The organism is Agrobacterium sp. SUL3, from assembly GCF_001263295.1.
GTDB classification, from domain to species: Bacteria; Pseudomonadota; Alphaproteobacteria; order Rhizobiales; family Rhizobiaceae; genus Agrobacterium; species Agrobacterium tomkonis.
In genome coordinates, this window is the sequence record NZ_KQ414503.1 from 147,148 (window position 1) to 163,873 (window position 16,726).

Annotated in this window: 14 protein-coding genes; 12 read left to right on the forward strand and 2 right to left on the reverse strand. The window is 59.6% G+C overall.

All coding sequences use genetic code 11. The features are described 5' to 3' along the window. Positions 1-193 precede the first annotated feature (193 nt). The 4 genes from AKG12_RS13440 (at position 194) to AKG12_RS13455 (ending at position 5,100) form a co-directional block, all read left to right on the forward strand. Positions 194-1,033: an inositol monophosphatase family protein gene (locus tag AKG12_RS13440; RefSeq protein WP_052819182.1), complete on the forward strand. Its 840-nt coding sequence runs from the start codon at positions 194-196 to the stop codon at positions 1,031-1,033. 55 nt (positions 1,034-1,088) lie between these two features. Next, positions 1,089-1,697, forward strand: a complete 609-nt coding sequence (locus tag AKG12_RS13445; RefSeq protein ID WP_052819183.1) for a dual specificity protein phosphatase family protein — start codon at positions 1,089-1,091, stop codon at positions 1,695-1,697. Beyond that, positions 1,691-3,376, forward strand: coding sequence for a metallophosphoesterase family protein (locus AKG12_RS13450; RefSeq protein ID WP_052819184.1), 1,686 nt, complete (start codon positions 1,691-1,693; stop codon positions 3,374-3,376). The genes AKG12_RS13445 and AKG12_RS13450 overlap by 7 nt, the downstream gene beginning before the upstream one ends. An 80-nt stretch (positions 3,377-3,456) precedes the next feature. Next, entirely contained in the window at positions 3,457-5,100 is a 1,644-nt protein-coding gene (locus tag AKG12_RS13455) for a Na/Pi cotransporter family protein (RefSeq protein ID WP_052819185.1), read from the forward strand. Here AKG12_RS13455 and AKG12_RS13460 read toward each other — a convergent pair. Next, entirely contained in the window at positions 5,097-6,083 is a 987-nt protein-coding gene (locus tag AKG12_RS13460) for a LacI family DNA-binding transcriptional regulator (protein WP_046801013.1), read from the reverse strand. The two genes, AKG12_RS13455 and AKG12_RS13460, sit on opposite strands and share 4 nt — an antisense overlap. Positions 6,084-6,108: 25 nt before the next feature. On the opposite strand from AKG12_RS13460, the gene AKG12_RS30235 reads away from it, so the two are divergent. From AKG12_RS30235 to AKG12_RS13495, 8 genes are all read left to right on the forward strand, one after another. Continuing rightward, positions 6,109-6,306, forward strand: coding sequence for a hypothetical protein (locus AKG12_RS30235; protein WP_156316050.1), 198 nt, complete (start codon positions 6,109-6,111; stop codon positions 6,304-6,306). A 294-nt stretch (positions 6,307-6,600) separates the two neighbouring features. Continuing rightward, positions 6,601-8,454, forward strand: a complete 1,854-nt coding sequence (locus AKG12_RS13465) for an ABC transporter permease (protein ID WP_046801012.1) — start codon at positions 6,601-6,603, stop codon at positions 8,452-8,454. Beyond that, on the forward strand, positions 8,454-9,587 hold the full coding sequence (locus AKG12_RS13470; RefSeq protein WP_052819186.1) for an ABC transporter ATP-binding protein: 1,134 nt from the start codon (positions 8,454-8,456) through the stop codon (positions 9,585-9,587). The genes AKG12_RS13465 and AKG12_RS13470 overlap by 1 nt, the downstream gene beginning before the upstream one ends. Positions 9,588-9,621: 34 nt before the next feature. Continuing rightward, entirely contained in the window at positions 9,622-10,746 is a 1,125-nt protein-coding gene (locus AKG12_RS13475) for an ABC transporter substrate-binding protein (protein WP_052819187.1), read from the forward strand. A gap of 25 nt (positions 10,747-10,771) precedes the next feature. Then, a complete protein-coding gene (locus tag AKG12_RS13480; RefSeq protein ID WP_197283323.1) occupies positions 10,772-11,911 on the forward strand; it encodes an ABC transporter substrate-binding protein in 1,140 nt (379 codons plus the stop codon). 50 nt (positions 11,912-11,961) lie between these two features. Continuing rightward, positions 11,962-13,077: an ABC transporter substrate-binding protein gene (locus AKG12_RS13485; RefSeq protein ID WP_052819189.1), complete on the forward strand. Its 1,116-nt coding sequence runs from the start codon at positions 11,962-11,964 to the stop codon at positions 13,075-13,077. 62 nt (positions 13,078-13,139) lie between these two features. Further along, positions 13,140-14,057: an inositol monophosphatase family protein gene (locus AKG12_RS13490; protein ID WP_052819190.1), complete on the forward strand. Its 918-nt coding sequence runs from the start codon at positions 13,140-13,142 to the stop codon at positions 14,055-14,057. Between the two features lie 32 nt (positions 14,058-14,089). Beyond that, entirely contained in the window at positions 14,090-14,716 is a 627-nt protein-coding gene (locus tag AKG12_RS13495; RefSeq protein WP_052819191.1) for a dual specificity protein phosphatase family protein, read from the forward strand. Positions 14,717-14,835: 119 nt separating this feature from the next. Here AKG12_RS13495 and AKG12_RS13500 read toward each other — a convergent pair whose 3' ends face one another. Continuing rightward, on the reverse strand, positions 14,836-16,392 hold the full coding sequence (locus AKG12_RS13500) for a TerC family protein (protein ID WP_052819192.1): 1,557 nt from the start codon (positions 16,390-16,392) through the stop codon (positions 14,836-14,838). Positions 16,393-16,726: the final 334 nt, after the last annotated feature.

The window sequence follows — 16,726 nt, forward strand, 5'->3', positions numbered from 1 at the left end:
GCGCGCTGATACGTCTTGAACGATCCAAGACAAGCGTTTAATTCGGCGTCATCAATTGCGATGGATATCGTGCGCTGACAGGATTGGCGATGTCCGATCCGACACAATCAATTCCTCCAAAATCGGGCTTGAAAACAGTGAACACGTGTGCAATATGAACACGCGTTCACTCTAAGGGAAATGGTTGTTGCGCATGGACTCGATGCCTTATCCGGATACATTGACGGCTCGCGCCGAACTCTGCCGCAGCGTTATTCTTTCCGCCGGGGAACTGGTGCTGAAAGGCTTTCAGGGCGAAGCGACGCGCAGCTTTTCGATGAAGGGGCCGCAGGATTTCCTGACGGTGACGGATGCTGCCTCCGAAGCGCATATTCGCGGCGCCATCGCGGCGTGTTTTCCTGACGACAGTTTTTTCGGGGAAGAAGGCGGCGGGGAGATTGGCGAGCGCGTCTGGGTCGTGGATCCCATCGACGGGACTGCGAATTTCGCACGCGGCATTCCGCATTTCTGCATCTCGATCGCTTATGTCGAAAACGGGCAGACCGAGCTCGGCGCGATCTATAACCCCGCCCTTGATGAGCTTTATTTTGCCCGCCGCGGCGAGGGGGCGACGCGTAACGGCTTGCCGATCCGGGTGTCGGAGACGAAACGTTTCGATGCGGCGTCGATCGAAATGGGCTGGTCGACCCGCGTGGCGAATGAGATCTATCTCGATGTCGTCAAGAACCTGCTCGATATGGGCGCCAATGTCCGCCGCGCCGGCTCCGGGGCCATGGCGCTTGCCTATGTGGCTGATGGCCGTTCCGATGCCTATCTCGAATTGCATATGAATTCATGGGATTGTCTTGCGGGACTGCTACTCGTCAGCGAAGCTGGCGGCGATGTCTGCCCCTTCCTGGAAGTCGGTAGTCTTGAGGATGGCGGGCCGGTGCTGGCGGCAGCCGGCGGTGTTGCCAAAGGTGTCAGTGAGGCATCGAGCATACCTTTGGCCGGGCGGCAGCCGTCGGGTGGGCAGCAGGCCGCATCGGCCTGATTTTAGGCGAAGCTTGGTCCTTGAAAGGGCGGCTTGGTGCATGTGGAGGAATGACATGGATGGACCCGTTTATGCCCGGCCTGCAATCAGCCTGATCGCGGAAGGGCTTGGCCCGCATAATGCTGCGCTTTATATCGGCGGCAGCGATGGTGCGAGCGATCTCGGGCTCCTGCGCCGCCACGGCATTACCACCGTTGTCAATTGCGCCGTCAACCTCGATATCAATCTCGTGCAGGCAATGGCGGAAGAGGGCGACAAACGCGCTGTGGGTTATGGCGATATCCGCTATTACAAGCTTGGCCTGATCGACGGGGAGGGCAGCCCCGACACGATGATGCTGGGGGCCTATTATATTCTTGACGGCGCGCTTCGCCAGACCATGCCGAAACGCGAGACCTATCCGTTTCCAGATGGCGGCAATGTGCTGGTCAACTGCCGCAGTGGCCGCAGCCGCTCCGTCTCGCTGGTGGCGCTTTTCCTCCATAAGCAGCAGCCGCATCTTTACCCCACCCTTGACGACGCGGTTTCCGTGATCCGCACCAGGCGGGAATTGCGGCCCGATGAATGGTTCGAGACGCCGAAACCCATGCTTTATGCCGCCGCCCGCCGTGCTTCCGACTGGATCGACATGGTTGAGGGCAGAAAGACCGCCCAATCATGCTGACACGTGCGCTTCCCTCCGTTGCCGTCATTGCAGACGCGCATTTTCATGACACGGCCGCCGATTTCGGATTTCCGGGCATCGAGATCGATGGTGAGCGCATCACCATGCGCAGCTGGTCGGACACACGCGAATCCACCCGGGTTTTCAACGAGAGCGCCGATGCGCTGCATGCCGCACTCGAAGCGGTTCGGCAACGCGGCATCCGCCATGTCGTGCTGCTTGGCGATTATACCGATGACGGCCAGCGGGCGACCACCGAAACGCTGAAGGGCATTCTCGAGCGTCATCGTGACGCCCATGGCACCGCTTTTTATGCATTGCCCGGAAACCACGATATTTTCGGCCCGCGCGGCCGGCACCATACCAAGGAGTTCCTGACGGAAAATGGCCGATGCGTTTCTGTTTCGAGCGATGCACGGCGAGCTGGAGAGCGGGTTGTTATTAGCGACCGGATGTATTGCGAGGGCTATCCAGTGGGCCTCGGGCCCATGTCGGCTTTCGGATATTTCCGCCAGCCGGACTATATTCACTGGGAAACGCCGTTCGGCGTCTCCGACTTGGCGGAGGACCGCCTTTATGAGGTGCGCTCGCCCGATGGGCACAATGTCTACCAGCTGATGGACGCCTCCTATCTCGTCGAGCCGGAGCCGGGTCTCTGGCTACTGATGATCGACGCCAATATTTTCGAACCGCTCGACGGTGCGTTCGAAAAAGGTGAGGAAGCGGCCTTCACCGATAGCACCTCCGGTGGCTGGAACGCGCTTTTGCGCTGTAAACCTTTCATCATCGACTGGATTGCCGATGTGCGGCATAGGGCAGAGGCGCTCGGCAAGACATTGCTCGGCTTTTCCCACTATCCGGCGCTCGATCCGTTTGATGGCGCAAGCGGCGCCGAAGGTGCACTGTTTGGCGAAACCAATGTCGTGCGCCGCACGCCGCGCAAGGCGGTGGAGGATGCGTTGCGTAACGCCGGGCTTGCCATCCATTTCAGCGGGCACCTGCATGTGGAAGGTGTGACAAGGCGCGGGGACGGGGAGAATTCCCTCACCAATATCGCCGTGCCGTCGCTGGTTGCCTTCCCGCCCGCGTTCAAGGTTGTCCACACGTCGCGGCAGGAAATCACTGTGGAGACGGTGGAGATGGATGCTCTGCCGATCAACAGCCGCATTTGCCGAGGCTATGCGCAGGAAACGGCTCTGGCTGGCGAGGATGAGGACCAGGCGTTTGCGGCGGGCACCTACGGTGATTTTCTGCTTGGCCACAAACGGGCGCTGGTCAGGTACCGTTATTTCATCAAGGAATGGCCGGCGGAGGTTGTGGCGGCCATTGCCAATAAAACCGTGCAGGACGTTATTGGCTTGATCGGAAAAAAAGGCGGCTCCCCATCTGATGGCCTCGTGCTGGCTTCTGAACTGCCGATGTTCGAGCTGATTGCCGATTGGTATTGCCTTCGTCAGGGCGCGGGTCTTGCCCTGCCGCATATCCAGCCGGAGCGGCTTTCCCTCTATCGGGTGCTGGCGGAACGCTTCGGCCGTGAGGCGGATCGTCACGACGGTTCCGTTCAAAGCTTTATCGAAATCTTCTTCGGTGCGCTCGGCCTGTTTATAGAGCGTGCTGAAGGCAGTTCGCGTGATCTCACGCTTCAGCTCGCTCCACAATATGAGCGCGTAGCGGTTTGATCTGAAGGTTTTGCAACGGGCCGCTGCATCGCAGCCCTGAGTGCAGAGCGGGCGGCAGGAACGACACGCGAGGTGATCCGATGGAATCGGTCGTTGTCAGCATCAATCTGTTCGGCGCGGTGGCATTGCTGCTTTTCGGCCTTGCGCAGATTAAGGACGGCATGTCGCGCGCATTTGGCGCCAGGCTTCGCACCGGTCTTGCCGCCGGCACGCGGGGCGGATTTCGCTCCTTCTTTGCCGGTCTCGTGGCGACGATCGCCTTGCAGAGTTCGACCGCGACCGCGCTGATGGTCGCGTCCTTCGTTGAAAAAGACCTTATCGCGCCGGCCATGGCGCAGGTTGTGCTGCTGGGGGCCAATGTTGGCACCGCGATGACCGCGTGGATTGTAGCGCTCGGGCTTGGCTGGCTGTCGCCAATGCTCATCCTCGCGGGTGTCATCCTGCTACGGGGGAAATCGGCGCAGCGGCAGGGAGCGGGTGCGGCCCTTGCCGGTGTCGGCCTGATGCTGCTTTCCCTGCATCTTCTTTCCGCGGCGACCGATCCGATCAGACAATCACCGGCGCTTGGTCTCTTCATTTCATTGCTTGGCAATGCCTGGCCGGTGGCGCTGATTTTCTCCGCCGTCCTGGCGGTGCTGGCCTCTTCCAGTCTTGCGATTGTCGTTCTCATCCTGTCGCTCGCGGCAAGTGGCGGCATCGAAACGAGCTTAATCATCGTGCTGGTTCTCGGCGCCAATCTCGGCGGTGCGGTTCCGCCGGTGCTGGCAACGCTGAAAGCGCCGATTGCGGCGCGGCGGGTGACTGTCGGTAACCTTATCGTCAGGGCCATCGGCTGTCTTCTGGCCCTGCCTCTTGCCGGTTACGGTGCGGCGCTTCTGGATATGTCACCCTTTTCGCACGCCAATCTCGCTGTTGATGCGCATCTTTTCTTCAATCTGGCTGTTGCCGCCATAGCATGGCCGCTCTCGCCGCTGCTTTTGCGGGTAACGAAGGCAATGCTGCCGGAAAAAGAGGGAAGCGAAAGCAGCCGCAGCTATCTCGACAGTCACGATCTCGATCAGCCGGTTGCAGCACTTGCCGGTGCGAGCCGCGAGGTGCTGCTGGTCGGCGATCTGATCGAGCGCATGCTACGGCAGGCAAGCGAAGCGATGCGCGATAGCGACGTCTCGAAACTCAACGATATCAGCATGCTGGAAGGCCGGGTCGACCGTATCCAGCATGACATCAAGGTCTATGTCTCCAAGGTCGGGCAGGACGGTCTTTGCCGGAAAGACCAGCGCCGCGCGATGGATATCGTCGAATATGCCATCAATCTCGAACATATTGGCGATATCATCGAGAAAGGCATCCGTCCGGAAATCGCCAAGAAGATCGATCTTGGCCTGCAGTTTTCCGCTGACGGCAAGAGTGAGCTGGAGCGTCTTTTCGCCGTCACACTCGACAATATCCGCATGGCGCAATCGGTTTTCGCGACCCGCAATGCCGATCTTGCCCGGCGGCTGGTGGAAGTGAAGGAAGATGTGCGGCGCCTCGAAAAGCAGTCTTCGGAGCGCCATCTGCAACGCCTGCGTGATGGCCGGGCCGATAGCATCCAGACCAGTTCCGTGCATCTGGACATGCTGCGCGATCTCAAACGCATCAACGCCCATATCGCCGCCGTCGCTCATCCGATCCTTGATGAAAGCGGCCTCCTCATCGAAAGCCGCATCAAGCAGGCGAGTTAGCGCGCGGTGATGCGCTCGACCATGGAAACGGGCACGACCTGAAGCCGGGTTTCCGGCAGGTCGCTGTCGAGCGCGGTCAGGACTTTCTCGGTCAACGCGTCGAAGGATTGGGCAACGGTGGTCAGCTGATAGCTTTTCCAGCCAGCCTGTGGAATATCATCGAAACCGACGATCGAGAGATCTTCCGGCACCCGGCGACCCATTTCCAGACGCGCGGCGTCCATAAAACCCAGCGCCAGCAGATCGGTCACGCAGAAAGCGCCATCGATCGCCTTGTCGGCCAGCAATTCGCAGCCGGCCTGATAACCGCTGTCATAACTTGTCGGCCCGCCGGACCAGGCAACGACCTCGATGCCTTCTATGGTCATGCGCTGGGTGAAGGCGCCGGCGCGGCGCAGCTGCGCCGGGGTCTGGCTGCCGCTGGAAATGACCGCGACCTTCCGGCATTTGGCCGCCACGAGCCGCATGGCGGCAAGGTCGGCACCGTGGGAATCGTCGCTCAGCACCATATTGGTATCGGTGCGGTCGAGACGCTGGTTGATGAGGATGAGGCGCACGCCATTGGCAATACATTCGTCGACGATTGAAGCCGGCGGTTCACCGGAGAGAACGACGATTGCCTGGGCGCGGAACTCGAAAAGAAGCTCGATCAGCGGTGCGATGTCCTTGCGCGCATCCGCCGCATTCAAGAGCAGGCATTGCAGGCCGCGACGCAGAAGGCCGATGCTGAGCAGATCGAGCTGCTTTGAAATAAAGGGCGAACTCAGGTTGGCGCCGACGACACCGATGAGGTTGGAGCGATCATTATTAAGGCCCTGCGCCAGACGATTGACGCGATAGCCAAGTTCCTGCGCGGCTTTCAGCACTTTGCGCCGCACCACCTTCGAAACGCTGCCGCCGGGAGTGAAGGTGCGCGAGACGGCGGAGCGCGAGACCCCGGCCTTTTTTGCCACCTCTTCGGCTGTCACGAACCCTCTCGCCATTCAACTTCCCCGGTTGCGAAATCCTATGCCTGATATCACAGGCGATGTGGCGTCGGCTATTCCTATCGAAATTTTTCGACTGCCTGCCGCTGCGCTGGAGCAGGATGACCTGGCATATCCCGGTGAAACGTCTCATTCGTTCCATTGTCGTCGCGCCGGGAAAAACATTCCGTTGAATTGCGCACTCAAAAAATTACAGTTTTGTGACAAAAAGACGTTTTAAAACAAATAAATAAGATAGTGATCACGTGTGCATTTTTTCGTTGACAAAACATCTTTTAAGACGGATCATGCATTCCAAGGTGAAGTGAGTTATGGAATTTTTATTCCACTTCCGCTTTGCCGGCGATGTTTTCGGGAGGAGCTGGGATCATCGTTGTGGGCGGGTTGGAAGCCCGCTTCTGAAGCATTGATGCATTGTTGAAGGTCACGCACGCGCCGTCTGTTTTTCAGGCTGCGCGAAGGCAGGTGCTTGCCGGCGTGTCGGGGCAATGGTGTGGCCATACGGGGAGAGATAATGGCTCTTTTAAGCGAATCAACGAAGGCGGAGGCATTGGGGCGTCCCCCTGCGACCGCGCCTTCGGCATGGCAGGCCTGGCGATATCGACTCAAGGTCGCGCTCCGGGAGCCGACGACGCTGATCGGCGTTCTGACGGCCCTGCTTTTTACCTATCTGATCGTCGTTCCGATCATTTCGATCATTCTCGACGCTGTCCGCGTCCAGTTTGGCCATGAAAGGCGCCTTGGCAAGGATGTTGGCGACCTCACGCTTTATTATCTCGACAGGGCGTTTTTCTCGCCTGTCGCGACTGACCTCTTCTGGCGGCCGCTCTTTAACACGCTGACAGTGGCTTTCGGGGCGATTTCGCTTTCGCTGGTCATCGGTACCGTGCTTGCCTGGCTTATCAGCCGCACGGATATGTTCGGTCGGCGCTGGTTCGCCACCGCGCTGATTGTGCCTTATATGCTGCCGGCCTGGACCTTTGCGCTGGCCTGGACGACCCTGTTCAAGAACCGCACCGTTGGCGGCCAGCCCGGCTGGTTTGAGGCAATCGGCCTGACGCCGCCGGACTGGGTTGCATATGGGCGTTTCCCGATCACCATCATCCTTGCGCTGCATTATACGCCATTCGTCATCCTGCTGTTCGGCTCGGCGCTTCGCCGTTTCGATTCGCAGCTTGAAGATTCCGCGCGTATTCTCGGTGCACACCGCTATCAGGTGGCCTTGCAGGTCATCATGCCGCTGATGCGCCCGGCGCTGTTGTCTTCCATGGTGCTGATCTTTGCGAAGTGCCTCGGTGAATTCGGCGTACCCTATGTTCTCGGGCTGCCCGTGAAGTTCGAAGTCCTGTCCACCTCGCTGTTTCGCAGCATCGCCTCGCGCCAGACCGGTGTTGCCGGTGTCGTTGCGGCCTCGATCATGCTCATCGGTATCATCACGCTGATGATCGATGCGCGCCTCGTTCGCGAAGCGCGCCGGTTCGTGACCATCGGTTCGAAGGGCTCGATGAACCGGCAAAACCGCCTCGGCAAGATGCGGCTTCCGGCAACCGGCTTTGCGGCCGCCATCTTCATCCTCAGCGTCGGCCTGCCGCTTCTGACGCTGGCGCTCTCGACCATCATGAAAATGCCGGCCAAATTCACGCTCGACAACTTCACGCTCGATTACTGGATTGGCACCAACCTCAATACCGTGGCCTTGCAGACCGGCGTTCTTTTGAGCCCCGATCTATGGGCGGCGGCGAAAAACACGATGATGATCGTCGGGCTTGCCTCGCTGACATCAGGCGTTCTCGGTCTCCTGGTCGGTTATGTTGTCATCCGCACGCCGGTGCGCGCCCTGTCGGTCTATTTGCGACAGGTAACGTTCCTGCCCTATCTCGTGCCTGGCATCGCTTTTGCCGCCGCTTATCTGTCGCTCTTTGCCGTTCCGCGCGGGCCGATGCCGGCGCTCTATGGCACGGTGACGATCCTTATCCTGGCGCTGATTGCCGACCAGATGCCCTATGCCTCACGCGCCGGCATCTCGGCTATGACGCAGCTTGGAAAGGACCCGGAAGAGGCGGCGCAGATTGCCGGCGCCGGCTGGTTCCGCCGCATGATCTCCATTGTGATCCCGATCCAGAAGGGATCGCTGGTGACCGGGGTTCTCCTGCCCTTTATTTCGGGCATCAAGGGCTTGAGCCTTTTCGTGATCCTTGCCGTGCCGAGCACGGACGTGTTGACCACCTATTCGCTGCGGCTGGTCGATTACCACTACACGCAGGCCGCCAACGCCGTGGTGCTGATCATCGCCGGCATCGCCTATTTCGGCACGCTGCTGGCCCAGAAACTGACCCGCACAAATCTTGCAGAAGGACTTGGAAGCTGATGCCTACCATCAACCTGCGCGGTGCGCAGAAAAACTATGGTGTAAATTCCGCAAATGCGGTTTCCGATCTCGATCTCGAAATCCGCGACGGCGAATTCATGTGCCTGCTCGGCCCTTCCGGCTGCGGCAAGACCACGACGCTGCGGATGATCGCCGGCCTTGAAAACCTCTCCGGCGGGGAAATCCGCGTCGGCGACCGGGTGATCGATTCCGTTACCGATGGCATCTTCGTGCCGCCGGAAAAGCGTGAAATGGGCCTCGTCTTCCAGAGCTACGCGCTGTGGCCGCACCTGACGATCGAACGCAACACGGATTTCGGTCTGCGCCTGCGCAAGCTGCCGAAGGCCGAGCGCGAAGCCCGTGTCGAACGCGTCATGCAGGCGCTCGACATCGCCAAATATCGCGATCGTTATCCGTCGCAGCTCTCCGGTGGGCAGCAGCAGCGCGTGGCGCTTGCCCGTATGCTTGCTGTCAATCCCGGCGTTCTGCTTCTGGACGAGCCGCTCTCCAATCTGGATGCGCGGCTGCGGCTGGAAATGCGCGCCGAACTGAAGCGGCTGCACAAGGAGTTCAAGACCACCATCGTCTTCGTGACGCATGACCAGTGGGAAGCCATGACGCTTGCCACCACCATTGCCGTCATGAACGAGGGCACGCTGCAGCAGATGGGCACGCCGAACGACATTTACGACCGCCCGGCCAACCGCTTCGTTGCCGAATTCGTTGGCAGCCCGCCGATCAATATCCTGACCTTCGGCCAGCCTGGCATCTCTGATGTTGCCGACAAGGGGGAAGCCTATTTTGCAGCGCGTTATCCGCAGCTGCGCGGCATTGCCTCGATCGGCATGCGGCCGGAGGCGATGGGTTACGTAATGAAGCCGGAAGATGTGCCGCAGGGCAGCTTCTCCGGTGAAATGACGGTGACGGGCGTGCTGCCGACCGGCGGCAGCTGGATTCTTGAGCTGAGAAGCGAAAACCACACGCTGTTCCTCACCACCCATTCACTGCCGCGTATCGACAGCGGCGACCGCGTGTTTTTCCACGTGCCGCCGGAGGCCCTGCACGCTTTCGATGCAAAGGGGCAGCGGGTCACCGAGGCGGACGCCGTTCTACGCAACAGCACCTACAACTGAAAACGCCGGCAAAAACGGCTGAAGGAGAAACAGTATGAAGCGGACAAAGACGGGTTTGAGCCGGCTGTTATGTGCAACGGCAATTGTCGCAACGTTTGGCGGGGCGGCGAAGGCGGAAGAGCCGTTCGACCTCAATGCCCTGATCGAGGCGGCAAAAAAGGAAAAACCGATCACCGTTTATGACAGCACCGGCAAGATCGTCGAAATGGCGAAAGACTTCGCCGCGAAATATGGCGTGGGCGCCGAGGGTGCGAAGGTCAAGGCCTCGGCCCAGCTGGAAATGATCATCCGCGAGGCGCGCGCCAACAATATTCAGGGCGACGTTTCGATCATCAGCGATGCGCCGGCGGCGATGGCTCAGCTTATTCCTATGGGTTTTGTCGAAAGCTGGTTGCCGCCGGATATGGCCGGCAATATTCCGCCGGAATATCAGGATCCGCTTACCGTCGTCACCAGCGCCAATGTCTGGGCCTATAATAGCGAGCTTTTCGACAAATGCCCCGTTTCCAACATCTGGGAACTGACCGACCCGAAGTGGAAGGGCAAGGTGGCGATGCAGGATCCGCTCGGCAAGGCATCCTATGTCGACTGGTTCAACCAGATGGCCAAGCACGGCGATGGCGAGGTGAAGGCGGCCTACAAGGCGCTCTACGGCAAGGATCTCGAAACCGCAGAGACGAGCGCGACCGCAGCGTGGGTAAAGGCGCTTGCCGCCAACGCCCCGCTTCTGACCGATGCCGATGCGGCGGCCGCTGAAGCCGTGGGTTCGCCCGGCCAGAAGGACGCGTTCATGGGCCTTATCAGCTCGGCCAAGTTCCGTGACAACGCCGAAAAGGGCATGAAACTCGGCCTCTGCAAGGAGCTGAAGCCGTGGGCCGGCTGGCTTTATCCGGGCGTCGGCCTGATTACCAAGGGCACTAACAGCCCGAACGCGGCGAAGCTCTTCATTCACTACATCATGACCGCTGAAGGCATCGCGCCGCAGGCAATCGACGGCAAGATGTCGACGAACAAGGAGGTGAGCCTGCCTGCCGACGAGCCTTCGGGTATCGGCGCGGTTCTCGATGACATCCTGCCATACAGCATGGCCACCAGCCTTGACGACTGGGATGCACGCGAAACCTGGCAGGACTTCTGGCGTGTGAACTACAAAAAATAACGGGGGGACCGACGCAGTGACTACAATGAAGCAGAACCGATATGGTGGGCAGCGTGGGCGGCGAATGGCCGCCTCCGCGCTCTCCCTCATCTTCTCGCTGGCAGTTGGCGCTGCCGCGCATGCGCAGGACGCTTTTAATCTCGATGCGCTGATCGATGCCGCGAAGAAGGAAAAGCCGATCACCGTTTATGCGGTGACCGGCAAGATCGTCGATACGGCGCAGGCCTTCACCGCCAAATACGGCGTGCAGGCCAGCGGCAAGAAGGTGAACGAGGCGACGCAGGTTGAGCTGATGATCCGCGAGCATCGGGCCGGCAATGTTGTCGGCGATGTCAGCGTCGCAACGGATGTCGCCTCCGCCATGGGCGAGCTTCTGCCGGAAGGCATCGCCACCAGTTGGTCGCCGCCGGATATGGAAGGCGATATTCCGCAAAAGCTGCGCGATCCGCTCGTGGTCGTCTCGGACCCGCATGTGTGGACCTACAATACCGAGAAATACGGCACATGCCCGGTCACCAACATCTGGCAGCTGACGGAGCCGAAGTGGAAGGGCAAGCTTGCCATGCTCGATCTCTTCGACAAGCCGCTTTATGCCGACTGGTTCAACCAGATCGAAACCCACCACGATGCCGATGTCGCCAGGGCCTATGAGGACCTCTACGGCAAGAAGCTGGAAACGGGCGAAAAAAGCGCAACCGCGGCCTGGGTAAAAGCCTTTGCCGAAAATGCGCCTTTGCTGACGGATTCGAGTTCGGTTGCGGATGCGGCCGGTGCGCCGGGGCAGGCGGATCCTTTCTTCGTCATTACCTCTGTGGCGAAATATCGTGACAACGAGGCCAAGGGGCTGAAGCTCGGGCTTTGCAGCGGCGTAAAGCCCTTTTCCGGATTTCTCTATCCCGGTTTCGGCCTGATTGCCGGGCAGACGAAAAGCCCGAATGCGGCAAAGCTCTTCCTGCATTACCTGATGACGCAAGAGGGCATCGCACCCCAGACCGCCGATGGCAAACTCTCCGGCAATACGAAAATCGCCCTGCCGACGGATGAGCCCTCGAAGGTCGCCGATCATCTCGATGAGCTGATGGCGTTCGATGCCGCAACGGCGGCCGACGACCTCGACAAGCGCGAAGGCTGGCAGGATTTCTGGCGTGTGAACTACAAAAAATAAACGGAAGGCGGGTGCCAAGCCCGCCTGTCTTTTCCTTGGGAGGGGAAACGATGAAAAGAACGAATTTGAGAACGGCGTCAGTCATTGCTGCGGCAATGATCGGACTGTCTGCCATGACTGCTGCGGCCGAAGAGGCATTCGATCTGGATACGATCCTGGCGGCGGCGAAGCAGGAAACGCCGATCAATATCTATGACAGCACCGGCAAGATCGTCGAAATGGCCGAGAAGTTCAGCGCCAAATACGGGCTGAAGGCAACGGGTGTAAAGGTTTCCGCCAATAGCCAGCTGGAGATGATCATCCGCGAAAGCCAGTCCGGCAATGTGCAGGGCGATGTGGTGCTGATCACCGATGCGCCATCGGCGCTCGCGCAGCTTCTGCCGGCGGGTTTTGTCGAGAACTACCTGCCAGGCGACATGGTGGCGAAAATCCCGGCGCAGTTTCAGAACCCGCTCGCAATTTCCACCAACGCCAATGTCTGGGCCTATAATACCGAAGCCCATGACAAATGCCCGGTGGGCAATATCTGGGAACTGACCGAGCCGCAATGGAAAGGCAAGGTCGCCATGGTCGATCCCTTGAGCAAGAGCACCTATACGGACTGGTTCAACCAGCTCGAAGCCCATGGAAATCAGAAGGTGGCGGCAGCCTACAAGGCCCATTTCGGCAAGGAGATAGAGGAAAAGGGCGCGTCGGCCGCATGGATCAAGGCAATGGCTGCAAACGGCCCGCTTGCCACCGAAGGTGATGATCCGGTGGCGGAAGCTGTCGGTGCGCCCGGCCAGAAACAGCCTTTCTTCGGCCTGCTCAGTTCGGCCAAGTTCCGCGACAATGCCGACAAGGGTTACAAGCTCGGCCTCTGCACGGGCCTCGATCCATGGGTCGGCTGGACCTACATCAAGCTTGGGTTGATCGCCTCCAGGACCAAGAGCCCGAATATGGCGAAGCTCTTCATCCATTATGTCCTGACGGAAGAGGGCATCGCCCCGCAGATGAAGGACGGCAAGCTGCCGACCAATATCGACATCAAGATGCCGGCTGACGAACCCTCGGGGCTTATGAAGGTCGCCGACAGGCTGATGGGCTATGATTCCGCCACCGGCCTTGATGACTTCGACCGGCGGGAGGAATGGCAGGACGTCTGGCGCGTCAACTACAGGAAATAATCCCGGCTGGCGCGGCCAAGCCGCGCCGCCGCCTCCTTCTTTTTTGAACGAACAGACTGGATATGCCAATGCACACCTCATCTTCAACCGAGCGAAAATCTGGAAATGAGGCGGCGCTTTCCCGCTCGATGCGGCTGATGAAAATCGCCGAGACGGCGGCGCGCGCCGTGCGCGATCCGCTGCTTTCGGCGTTCCGCTCGGAAATGGCGGTGGACTATAAAGTCGATCTCCACGACATCGTCACCATTCATGACAAGCGTGCTGAAGCTGCCATTCGTGCCATCATTCTCGCAAGCGAACCTGATTCAGCGATCATGGGCGAAGAAGGCGGCCAGATCGGCAGCGGCGAGGTGCAATGGTATGTCGATCCGATCGACGGCACTGCGAATTTCGCCCGTGGCCTTGCCTTCTGGTGCGTGTCGATTGCCGCCGTCATTGACGGCGAGGCCGTTGCCGGCGTGGTCTATGATCCCGTGGCGGAGCAGATGTTTTCCGCCAACCTTGAAGCTTCCTATCTGGACGGAGACAAGCTGCGCTCCCGCAGTGTTGCAGACGAGACCCGGGCGACCTTGATCACCGGTTATCCTGTCTCGCGTGATTTCCGGCTGGATGGGCGGGAAGCGGCGCTCGCCAATTTCGGCGCTCTTGTCGAGACCTTCTCGACATTGCGCCGGCCTGGCAGCGCCGCGCTCAGCATCGCCCATGTTGCGGCGGGCTGGACGGATGCGGCCGCCGGTTTTGGCGTTAATGCCTGGGATGTGGCGGCAGCCATTCTTATCCTCAAGAATGCGGGCGGAACCTATGAGCCGCTCACCCTCGGAAAGGTGGCGCAGGGTTCCGCAGATTTCCTCTGCCCCGGTTATATCGCCACGGGCAAGGGGGCGAATTACCCGACATTGCAGCGGGTGGCGCGATCCATATCCGCAGACCGCATCGCAAAGGCGGCAGCGCAGCATAGCCAGCCGGCCACAAAGGCCTGAAGACGTAATATCGGCACCGACGGAGACATGACATGCCACAACCGGAAAAGATCCAATCCCCAGAGCAGGAATCCGGCGAATTGCCGAAGCTCAGCCGCATCTATGAGCGGCATCCGCTTTATGGCGTCGATCTGTTCATTTCGGGTAAGGAGGGCGCAAGCGACCTCAACCTTCTGCGTGAGAACGGCATCACCACCGTCGTCAATTGCGCCGTCAATCTCGATTTCAATTTTGTGGAGCAGCCGCAAATCATTTCCGATCATGAGGGCAGTGTCTATGGGCCGGGCGAAATCCGCTATTACAAGATCGGCCTGATCGATGGCGCCGGAAACCCCGATACACAGATGGTGGCTGCCCACTACATTCTGCGGGCGGCGCTGGAGCAGATATTGCCCGACAAGCCGTCCTATCCCCGGCGGGAGCGCGGCAGCGTGCTCATCAATTGCCGGGGAGGGCGTTCGCGTTCCGTCGCCGTCGTTGCGCTCTTTCTGCACCTGACGCTGCCTGCGGATTTCCCGACGCTCGATGATGCGATCAGCTTCGTTCGCGTGAAGCGTGAACTGCCGGAAAACGAATGGTTCAAGGCACCGAAGCCCGTGCTTGCGGACGCTGCCCGCCGTGCCGCCGGCTGGATCTCGATGATCGACGCCGCGCACTAAAGAAAGACCGTCTCGGTCCTCGCTGATTTCGGGGCAGTGACAAACCCTCGGCACGAGGCCGAGGGTGACGCCTTGTGTGCCGAGAGGTTGCCCGTTTAGCATCCTCTCGGCGTTCGGTTTTAAGCTTCGCTCACCGCGTCATTCCACGCCCGGACCTTCTCGATGTTCCGTTCCGAGCGGGATACGATCTCGAAAGCGAAGCCTTCGCCGGAAACACGCTCGCCGACCTCGGGGAGGCGATTGAGACGCCACAGAATGTAACCCGCGACGGTGGAATAACGATCGGCCTCGTCCACCAGATCGATGTCGAGAAGATAAGATGCCCTTCTGACATCGACGGCGCCATCGATAAGCCAGGAGCCGTCTTCCGCCTTTTCCGAAATCAGCAGTTCTTCGCCTTCTTCAGGGAATTCGCCGGCGATCGCCTCGAGAATATCCGTCGGCGTGGCGATACCCTGCAGCGTACCGTATTCATCGATGATGACGGCCATCTGCAACGGGGATTTGCGCAGCTGTTCCATGACCTGCAGGGCCGTGGCGCTCTCATGCACCACAAGCGGCTGCCGCAGCGAGCTTTCGAGGTTCAGGCTGCCGTCACGCAGAAGATCGCGCAGCAGGTCCTTTGTGGCCGCGACGCCGAGGAAGGAGTCCAGCTTGCCCTGCGCGAGCATCAGCCGGGAATGGTCGAGTTCCAGCAGGCGGTGGCGCAGCGTCTCCGGGTCGGCGTCGATATCCAGCCAGTCGATCTCGGTGCGTGGTGTCATGATCGACACGACAGGGCGTTCGGCAAGTGTCAGAACGCCGCGGATCATGTCCTTTTCTTCGGATTTGAAAAGGTCGCTGAGGGTGGCCTGTTCGGCGATAAGATCGGCCGTCTCGCCACGCGGCTGTTCACCGACCCGGCCGCCGAGAAGCCGCAGAATGGCGTCGGAGGTGCGCTCACGCATATCACCGGCGGTGATGCGCTTTTCGCGGTTGCGCCTGCCAAGCTGGTTTGCCGCCTCAATGAGCACGGAAAAGCCGATGGCCGCATAGAGATAACCCTTCGGAAGATGGAAACCGAAACCTTCGACGATCAGGCTGAAGCCGATCATCAACAGGAAGCCAAGGCAGAGAATGACCACGGTCGGATGTTTCGAGACGAATGTCATCAGCGGCCTGGAGGCCGCCATCATCACGGCCATGGCCACGCAGACGGCGGTGATCATTACCCAGAGATTGTTGACCATGCCGACGGCGGTAATGACGCTGTCGAGCGAAAACACGGCGTCGAGCACGACGATCTGCACGATGACCTGCCAGAAGACCGCATGGACCACCTTGCCCTGTTTCGGCTTGTGGTCACCTTCAAGCCGTTCGTGCAGCTCCATGGTTCCCTTGGCAAGCAGGAAGGCGCCGCCGATGATGAGGATGAGATCGCGTCCGGAGAAGGAGAAATCCGCGATTGTAAACAGTGGCCGCGTCAGCGTGACGATCCATGAGATCGAAAACAGCAGCAGGATGCGCATGATGAGCGCCAGCGACAGGCCGATGACGCGAGCCTTGTGGCGCTGGTGTGGTGGTAGCTTGTCGGCAAGGATCGCGATGAAAACGAGATTGTCGATGCCGAGAACGACTTCGAGAACGATAAGGGTGACGAGGCCGATCCAGATGTTCGGATCTGCTAGGAATTCCATGTTCAGGAGCCTTTATGGGAATGGAGGCGAACACACAAAGCCCCGGACTGAACATCCGAGGCTGAAAGCTGTCGCGTTGAGGAAAACAAGAAAATTTGAGGCTGGCTACGCTTCACGCGAGCCAGCCTCGTTCGGTGTCGACTACTGTCGGTACTGTCGCCTTCGTCAGGCATAGAGCGAATTTATCCCGCTATCCGTGAATTCTTGTGCCGGCCGAATTAGCAGATTTCGGGCGGATGGAAAAGCGCTTTTTGCTTAAGGTTACATTGTGAAGGTACAGTTTGGCAATCTTTGCGTGTATATCTGTGGGTTTTTACCCGAGAACATCCGATCC

Excerpts from the sequence above, each read along its gene's own strand:
- AKG12_RS13440 (WP_052819182.1), top strand. The coding sequence starts at position 194 with ATGGACTCGATGCCTTATCCGGATACATTGACGGCTCGCGCCGAACTC.
- AKG12_RS13445 (WP_052819183.1), top strand. The coding sequence starts at position 1,089 with ATGGATGGACCCGTTTATGCCCGGCCTGCAATCAGCCTGATCGCGGAA.
- AKG12_RS13450 (WP_052819184.1), top strand. The coding sequence starts at position 1,691 with ATGCTGACACGTGCGCTTCCCTCCGTTGCCGTCATTGCAGACGCGCAT.
- AKG12_RS13455 (WP_052819185.1), top strand. The coding sequence starts at position 3,457 with ATGGAATCGGTCGTTGTCAGCATCAATCTGTTCGGCGCGGTGGCATTG.
- AKG12_RS13460 (WP_046801013.1), bottom strand. The coding sequence starts at position 6,083 with ATGGCGAGAGGGTTCGTGACAGCCGAAGAGGTGGCAAAAAAGGCCGGG.
- AKG12_RS30235 (WP_156316050.1), top strand. The coding sequence starts at position 6,109 with ATGCCTGATATCACAGGCGATGTGGCGTCGGCTATTCCTATCGAAATT.
- AKG12_RS13465 (WP_046801012.1), top strand. The coding sequence starts at position 6,601 with ATGGCTCTTTTAAGCGAATCAACGAAGGCGGAGGCATTGGGGCGTCCC.
- AKG12_RS13470 (WP_052819186.1), top strand. The coding sequence starts at position 8,454 with ATGCCTACCATCAACCTGCGCGGTGCGCAGAAAAACTATGGTGTAAAT.
- AKG12_RS13475 (WP_052819187.1), top strand. The coding sequence starts at position 9,622 with ATGAAGCGGACAAAGACGGGTTTGAGCCGGCTGTTATGTGCAACGGCA.
- AKG12_RS13480 (WP_197283323.1), top strand. The coding sequence starts at position 10,772 with ATGAAGCAGAACCGATATGGTGGGCAGCGTGGGCGGCGAATGGCCGCC.
- AKG12_RS13485 (WP_052819189.1), top strand. The coding sequence starts at position 11,962 with ATGAAAAGAACGAATTTGAGAACGGCGTCAGTCATTGCTGCGGCAATG.
- AKG12_RS13490 (WP_052819190.1), top strand. The coding sequence starts at position 13,140 with ATGCCAATGCACACCTCATCTTCAACCGAGCGAAAATCTGGAAATGAG.
- AKG12_RS13495 (WP_052819191.1), top strand. The coding sequence starts at position 14,090 with ATGCCACAACCGGAAAAGATCCAATCCCCAGAGCAGGAATCCGGCGAA.
- AKG12_RS13500 (WP_052819192.1), bottom strand. The coding sequence starts at position 16,392 with ATGGAATTCCTAGCAGATCCGAACATCTGGATCGGCCTCGTCACCCTT.